The organism is Stenotrophomonas sp. SPM (assembly GCF_003105135.1).
Lineage (GTDB): Bacteria > Pseudomonadota > Gammaproteobacteria > Xanthomonadales > Xanthomonadaceae > Stenotrophomonas.
On sequence record NZ_QETL01000201.1, the window covers coordinates 1 to 1,844 of the forward strand.

1 protein-coding gene is annotated in these 1,844 nt (G+C 67.7%); it reads left to right on the top strand.

Translation table 11 applies throughout. The features are described from left to right. Positions 1 to 436: 436 nt before the first annotated feature. The coding region (locus DCO49_RS19955; RefSeq protein WP_116865459.1) for a DEAD/DEAH box helicase at positions 437 to 1,844 on the top strand (1,408 nt) is incomplete at its 3' end.

The following is a 1,844-nucleotide window of genomic DNA, read 5'->3' on the forward strand; positions in this document are numbered from 1 at the left end:
TGTGAGCGGCATGGATGCCGCGACCAAGCCCCCATGGATGGGTTTACGGCGTCCCCCTCAACCGGACCCACCCCGCCAACCCTCAGATACCCAGCTTTTGACGTTGACGTTGATTGCAGCGGGTGCAGGGCTGCAAGCCCTGCAGATACCCCCCTACCTGAACAGGGGTTTTTGCGTGGAGTCTTGAAGATCGTTTACACTTGCGAGGTCTGCAGCGGCCGTCCGTTTCCCTCCGGGATCGCCGGCGACCTGGGTCCGCCCACGTCGCCCGCCCCCACTCCGACGCCGTTCGTCACGCATTCCAGCCTGCGCTCCGTGCCGGCTGCACCCAATTCTCGCAGCGCGGTTCACGGGAACGCTCCGAGTCAGCCGATCAGTTTGATCTGCCCCCGTCTGTCCGTTCGGACAGGCGTTTCTTGTACTTGGAGCAATCTCAATGTCTTTTGAATCCCTGGGCCTTGCGCCTTTCCTGCTGCGCGCGCTCGCCGAGCAGGGCTACGAAAACCCGACCCCGATCCAGCAGCAGGCGATCCCGCTGGCGCTTGCCGGTCGCGACCTGCTGGCCGGTGCACAGACCGGTACCGGCAAGACCGCCGCCTTCGGCCTGCCGCTGCTGCAGCACTTGGGCACGGCCTCGCAGGAAGTGCGCAGTGGCCCGCGCAAGCCGCGTGCGCTGATCCTGGCCCCGACCCGCGAACTGGCCACCCAGGTGCATGACAGCCTGCGCGGCTACAGCAAGTACCTGCGCATTCCCAGCGCCTGCATCTACGGCGGCGTCGGCATGGGCAACCAGCTGGACATCCTGCGCCGCGGCGTCGACCTGCTGGTCGCCTGCCCGGGCCGCCTGATCGACCACCTGGAGCGTCGCAGCGTCGACCTGTCCGGCATCGAAGTGCTGATCCTGGACGAAGCCGACCGCATGCTCGACATGGGCTTCCTGCCGTCGATCAAGCGCATCCTCGCCAAGCTGCCGAAGCAGAACCGCCAGACCCTGCTGTTCTCGGCTACCTTCGAGGACAACATCCGCCAGCTGGCGCTGGAGTTCATGCGCAACCCGGAACAGATCCAGGTGACGCCGAAGAACACCGTGGCCGAGACCATCACCCACCGCGTGCACCCGGTAGATGGCAGCCGCAAGCGCGACCTGCTGCTGCACCTGCTGGCGCAGGACAGCCGCGAGCAGACCCTGGTCTTCGCCCGCACCAAGCACGGCAGCGACAAGCTGGCCTCGTTCCTGGAAAAGTCCGGCATCAAGACCGCGGCGATCCACGGCAACAAGAGCCAGGGCCAGCGCCTGCGTGCACTGGGTGACTTCAAGGCTGGTCGCGTGACCGTGCTGGTGGCCACCGACATCGCCGCACGCGGCATCGACATCAACGAGCTGCCGAAGGTGATCAACTTCGACCTGCCGATGGTGGCCGAGGATTACGTGCACCGCATCGGCCGTACCGGCCGCAACGGTGCGACCGGCCAGGCGATTTCGCTGGTGGCGCAGGACGAAGTGAAGCTGCTGCGCGCGATCACCCGCCTGCTGGGCCGCGACATGGACATCCGCGACGTGCCGGGCTTCGAGCTGCAGACGCCGATCCGCTGGGGCAACAGCGCACCGGGCAAGGCCGAGCACGATACCGGCGAACGCGCACCGCGCAAGAGCCACGCGCGTCGTCCGCACGGTGATGCGACGCGCCATGCGCATGCGGGCCCGAAGAAGGCCGGCGGCGGCCGTCGCGAGGGCGGTGGCAATGGCCAGCAGCGTGCCGGTGCGGGCGCGGGTCAGGGCCAGCGTCGTGGCGGTGGCGGCAATGGTGGTGGCGGCCGTGGCCGCGGCCAGGGCGGCAACGTCG